The 5393-nt window shown below is 35.2% G+C and carries 4 protein-coding genes; 3 read left to right on the forward strand and 1 reads right to left on the reverse strand.

Going from position 1 to position 5393, the window contains the following annotated elements:
- Window positions 1–74 precede the first annotated feature (74 nt).
- The gene (locus tag ACY65O_RS01025) at window positions 75–542 is read right to left on the reverse strand and encodes an HNH endonuclease (protein WP_462218987.1); all 468 of its coding nucleotides are present in this window, start codon (window positions 540–542) and stop codon (window positions 75–77) included.
- Between the two features lie 512 nt (window positions 543–1054).
- On the opposite strand from ACY65O_RS01025, the gene ACY65O_RS01030 reads away from it, so the two are divergent.
- The 3 genes from ACY65O_RS01030 to ACY65O_RS01040 all read left to right on the forward strand — a co-directional run bounded on the left by ACY65O_RS01030 (window position 1055) and on the right by ACY65O_RS01040 (window position 4914).
- Window positions 1055–1552 (forward strand): hypothetical protein, encoded by a 498-nt coding sequence (locus ACY65O_RS01030; protein WP_462218988.1) that lies wholly within the window; start codon window positions 1055–1057, stop codon window positions 1550–1552.
- A 53-nt stretch (window positions 1553–1605) separates the two neighbouring features.
- Window positions 1606–2094 (forward strand): hypothetical protein, encoded by a 489-nt coding sequence (locus ACY65O_RS01035; RefSeq protein WP_462218989.1) that lies wholly within the window; start codon window positions 1606–1608, stop codon window positions 2092–2094.
- A gap of 84 nt (window positions 2095–2178) precedes the next feature.
- A complete protein-coding gene (locus tag ACY65O_RS01040) occupies window positions 2179–4914 on the forward strand; it encodes an outer membrane beta-barrel protein (RefSeq protein ID WP_462218990.1) in 2736 nt (911 codons plus the stop codon).
- The last annotated feature ends 479 nt before the right edge of the window (window positions 4915–5393 follow it).

Consider the following 5393-nt stretch of genomic DNA (forward strand, 5'->3'; position numbering starts at 1 on the left):
GTTGGTACGTCTTGCACATTGGCTCGGCGGCGTACTAATAACAAGGATTTTAATTTGTTACGTTGTATTATAGGCTACTGATGTAAGGAGTCATGACATTTCTTACAGACAGAAACAAGCCATTCAATTGGCTCCTTTCCAATGTTCTTTCTTAAGTATTTTTTGTGATGGACTTGTGTAGCAGGTGCACCACAATTTACGCAGCGCCAATTATCTCTCTTAAGAACCACATAACGTTTCCTTTTCCATGCATCCGATTTAAGATACTCATCTCTGTAATAGTTACGACGGTGTTCCCGTTTTATTTCAAACTTCAATCGACTAAACGCCCAAACACCTAATGAAATAATTAGTAAAAGTACAGTCTCAACCATGTTGCTGATTTTACGCTCTTGTTGATATCCTAGCCGTTGTTGGTATCGAAGCAAAGCTACAAAGCGTGAGCATATCAACAACATTCTGTTACAGAATGTCGTAACGAACATAATACCTGGCTTTGGTTGCAGCGGAATTTGGGCTGGTTGTTGGTATGCCTTGCACATTGGCTCGGCGGCATACCAACAAAGGCGAAGGCAATAACTTTTCGCCTGCGATTAATTGCAGCAACGATGAAGATATACAAAGTTTTCACGAAAAACTTTCGGCGATCTTACCGATAAATACGGCAACTACTGGTTACTTAATTACGAAAAAGATAAAAACTAAATTGATCAAGTGTAAAAATTCCAGATACGAAGGCAAATTTTCTAAAGAACAAATTTCTCATTCAAATATTTGCATTTAATAAATAAAGTTGTATTTTACTAACCCAATTTCTTTGAGACATCTGATTTAATCTCTGTACTACATCAATATAGTTTCTTTACTCCTGAAAAACTATTACAAAAACACACGTTCAATCTTCTGTTTATCTCAAGAACTGCTTTTAATCTTATTCCTTAATTTTTATATCCTTCTGCAATTGCGAATTGTAACAATCAATTGTATTAAACAGCATGTATATGAATTCTTTTTTTATATCAGAACGTTTTTTTTAACCTTAAACTTAAACAAAATGAAAAAAATCACCGTTTTTCTTTCAGCAGCAATTTTGCTGGTAGCTCTTTATGCAGCTACCGCTTTTAAAACTTTACCACCTCCCGGACCATCTGCCAATGGGCAAGGAGCTCTGGATCTTGGATTGGCTAAAATTCAGCATTTTTCATTTCATGCCAGCACAGATAATAATGGAAATGTAACCGGCTCATTTGAAGTGAAAAGTGCCAGCCAGGAAGTAAGATTACATGGCAATATTTCCTGCCTCAGGATTCTGGCTAATAACAAAACAGCTTTTATGAGTGGCGTAATTACACAAAAAACAGGGGATGGTTTTCCTGGTAGTTATGAAGTAGGCGATTTTGTATATTTTGAAGTACAGGATAATGGAGAAGGATCAAATGCTGCAAGCGATAAGTTTTCAGATATTTTCGAATCGGGCTCCACCCAGTTTTGCGGGCTTTTCTCCATTGGGATGTTTAACATCGCAAACGGAAATATTCAGGTAAAGCCGTAATTAAATTTTGAATGAAATATTTTTTAATTAATCATAACAAAAACACAAACAAAATGAAAAAGTTAGCATTAATTTTAACCGGAGGTATTTTTTTAGTGAGCCTTGTTGCTCTTACAGCATTTAAAATTTTACCACCACGACCATCAGCTAATGGACAAGGTACACTTACTTTACCTTACCTGAATGGTACACAACATTTTTCTTTTCATGCCCAAACAGATGCATCAAATAATGTTACGGGCTCTTTTGAAACAAAAAGCCCCGGACAGGATATCAGGGTGCATGGCAATATTGATTGTCTTAATGTTTTAGCCGACGGCAAAACCGCAGTAATGACCGGCCTTGTAACACAGGTTACTGGAGAAGGTTTCCCCATTGCCGTAGGAGATCGTATTTGGTTTAAAGTACAGGATAATGGGGAAGGTGCAAATTCTACTGATGATAAATTTTCAGATTATTTTGTTTTCGGTGGCAGTTGTAATAGTAACTTTAACGTAACCATGAATGCAATTACAGGCGGAAATATTCAGGTAAAACCTTAAGGTAATTACCGGTTTTTTTTTCAATAATTTTAAAGCGGTCTGGGTAAATGCCAGGCCGCTTTAAAATTTTATTTAAATACAAGCATGATTAACAGGTTTATTTACATATTGCTTCCTGTAATTTTCATCTGTACTACTCCATTATTTGCCCAAAATGAAAAGCAGGTAATTGGAAAAATTATGGATTCAACTGGCGTTGCTATTCAAGGCATATCTATTAAGCTATTGGTGTCCGGCTTACCCGATACTTTGCAAACTGTTTCGGGCAAAACAGGTGCATTTACTTTTAAAGTGCGGGCATCAAAATTTATAATTGTTGCAACAGCCCCGGAATATATAACCTATACACAGGAATACCGGTTTAATAAGCTGTATTCAATTTTTCAACTGGGCGATATCGTGCTGTACCCCGATAATAAATTATTACAGCATGTTGAAGTAGCTGTTTCTTCTATTGTGTTAAAGGAAGATACCATAGAATACAAAGCCAGCCTGTTTAAAGTAAAAGAAGATGCAACTGTTGAAGATATCCTGAAAAAACTGCCGGGTTTAGAGGTAAATAAAAACGGTATCATAACCGCCCAGGGTAAACCTGTTTATAAAATAAAAGTAAATGGCAAAGATTTTTTTGGCAACGATGTAAAAATGGCAACCCGTGAGTTGCCTGCAAATATCATTGATAAAATACAGGTAATTGATGATTATGGAGATGCAGCCGCAAAATCAGGAATTAAATCAGAAGTACCGGTTAAAATAATTAACCTGCAGTTAAAAAAAGATAAAAGCAACGGCATGTTTGGTAATGTAACAACAGGGTATGGATCTTCTGACAGTTACCAGTTTAAACTCGGTACTAATTTCTTTTCAGATAAATCGCAGCTTTCTTTTTTTTGCAATTCCAATAACATTAATAATGGCAATGTAATTACCGGTAAGTCTAATGCTGGCTTACCTGCTGTTATACCTTTGCAAAATACCGGCAATATTGGAAATTCAGGTATACAAAATAATATCGGAATGCCCGATGGTATTACCACAAATCATACTGCCGGAGTAAATTACCGGATTGACTTTGGAAAAATGAATTCATTTTATGGAAGTTATAATTTTGGAAACCATAAAACAGTTGGTTTTCGGGATCAGTTTTTGCAATATATATATCCAACACAAACTTACTTTAATAACCAATATTATAATTATACCAACCGGGGAAATAATAATCAGCTTTCCTTAAACATGGAATTAAAGCCCGATTCTATGAGCTATATTAAAATTAGTTCAGAAATATTTTTTAATAACAGCAGCAACAACAATAACACCGATTACAACTTATTAAATAATACATATAAAACCAGCGAAGGATCTACCAGGGATTCTGGTAAGATGCATACACCCGCAATTGATTTTAATATTTTATACAACCGGTATTTCCTTAAAAAAGGGAGAAATCTTTCAATCAGTCTTAACCCGTCTTTTCTGCGGTCAAATGTGGAAACATACCGACCATCTTTTACCAGGATATTTGACATCCGGGGCGCATTTCAGGACAGTACACAGGATCAGCAGATTTTTCAAAAAAATAAAGGTAATAATTACAGTTTTTCCTTTGCCTACACCGAACCCGTTTTAAAAAACATGTATCTTGATTTGACATACCTGTATAATTTTTCAAATTCAATCAATCACAGGAATGTTTTTGTACGTGATTTCAGATCAGGCAATTATGTTTATGATTCCACCTTCAGTAATCAGTTTACAAACCGGTTCAACAATAACAATATTGGTTTGAATTTAAGAACTATTAAAAAAAAATATAACTATTCAATTGGTATAACATTGATGCCTGTAAATTCCAGAAATTATTCCGATGAAAAAGATTCTTTAATTAAACCACAGAGAACGTTGAATGTATCACCACTGGCCAGATTTAATTATGCTTTTTCACGTTCCCGAAATTTAAGTGTAAGCTACCGTGGCAATACCCGGCAGCCTGTTGCTGCACAATTACAACCTGTAAGAGATATGTCAAATCCGCAATTTCAAAAAGAAGGTAATCCCAATCTTAAACCGGAATTTGCGCATACTTTAAATATGTCTTACAATAGTTTCAGTTTTGCATCTGGCAGCAGTTTATTCTCAACACTCGGATTTAATAAAGTACAAAATAAAATAGTGAACAATAATATTTTACTTGACAGCAGCGGTGCCCAACTGAACAGACCCGAAAATTTAAATGGCTATTACAGCTTAAACGGATTTTATACTTTTTCAAAGGCATTTAACAAAAACAAGTATGGGCTTAAGTTAAATGGTTCATTCAGCTATAATCACAATGCCATACTTGTAAACAGTAAAAAGCAAAGTGGAAACAACTGGTTTATTTCACAAGGCCTGGAGTTTATTTACAAAAATAATAAATGGCTTGAGTTTGGGACAGAAGTTTTTTATACCCTCACTGCTTCCAGGGATTTAATAAGCCGGGCCAATAATTATAATGCTTCCACCTGGACACTTAGTAACAATATGATAATGGATTTACCGAGCAACCTGGTTGTAAAATATGATTTTGAATTAATAATTAACCACGGACCTGATGCCTCTTTAAATAATAACATTAATCTTTTGAATGTTTCTGTGGAGAAAAAATTATTTAAAAAGAAAAAAATCTATTTAAGTTTTGGGGGGTATAATATTCTAAATCAAAATTTTTCATTTAACAGGCTGGTAAGTGGAAATAGTATAATGGATATCCGCACTATGCAAATTTCCCGTTATTTTATTTTTTCATTCACTTACCGGTGGAATAAATTCGGGAAGTAAAAAATAACTTCGCCTTGTTCGTGTCTTCAGTTAACTAAATACGTGTTAGACCATGGAGAGAAAATAAAAAATACCGTGCCGTTTGTCAGAACGAGTAAATTCGTCAAAAGCAACCGTATTACTGGTGATAACTTGCAAAGTTTTACGCTTCATTAAATTTACTATTAACCAAATAACCGCTTACACTGGTATGTGGTTAGATGCAGGATATCCCTGTTAACTATTTATTCGGTTTAGCTGCTTTCTTTTTTACAGGTTTAGGATTATCTTTTACAGATGCTGATGGTAGTACCGAAGCCGCTTTTAATCAGTGGCTTTATTTTTTTTATGTTGTACCATGCTGCGGTCGCAGACCGCTTGAACTTATAGACACCAGTGACCAACCTTCGGTTGAACACTGGCGCCAGTGTGGGGCCAGTGTGGGGCCAGTGAGGTGGTTATATATCATTCCATTGTTGTCTTGCAAATTCCATTAAACT

It is taken from the genome of Ferruginibacter sp. (assembly GCF_031430955.1).
GTDB lineage: Bacteria > Bacteroidota > Bacteroidia > Chitinophagales > Chitinophagaceae > Ferruginibacter.